Genomic DNA, 223 nt, shown 5'->3' with positions numbered 1-223 from the left:
TCAAGGAGATGAGGGACCGCGCCGGGAGTTTCGCCGGATCGCCTGGGGAGCTGCGGGACCGGTACAGGGCCGGAATTCAGAAAACCATCGCCAAGCTCTACAACCTCGAGGGTCCAACCATCGCTGCGGTCAATGGGCCCGCCTATGGCGCCGGATTTGACATCACCTGCGCCTGCGACATCCGCATCGCCGCCGAGAGCGCCGTCTTCGCCGAGAATTTCGT

1 protein-coding gene is annotated in these 223 nt (G+C 63.7%); it reads left to right on the top strand.

The features are described 5' to 3' along the window. A partial coding sequence (locus E4K09_RS02465) for an enoyl-CoA hydratase-related protein (protein ID WP_244610329.1) occupies nucleotides 1-223 on the top strand: 223 nt, incomplete at both ends.

The organism is Microvirga pakistanensis, assembly GCF_004458765.1.
In the GTDB taxonomy this organism is placed as follows: Bacteria; Pseudomonadota; Alphaproteobacteria; order Rhizobiales; family Beijerinckiaceae; genus Microvirga; species Microvirga pakistanensis.
This window is presented reverse-complemented; position numbering and strand designations above follow the sequence as displayed.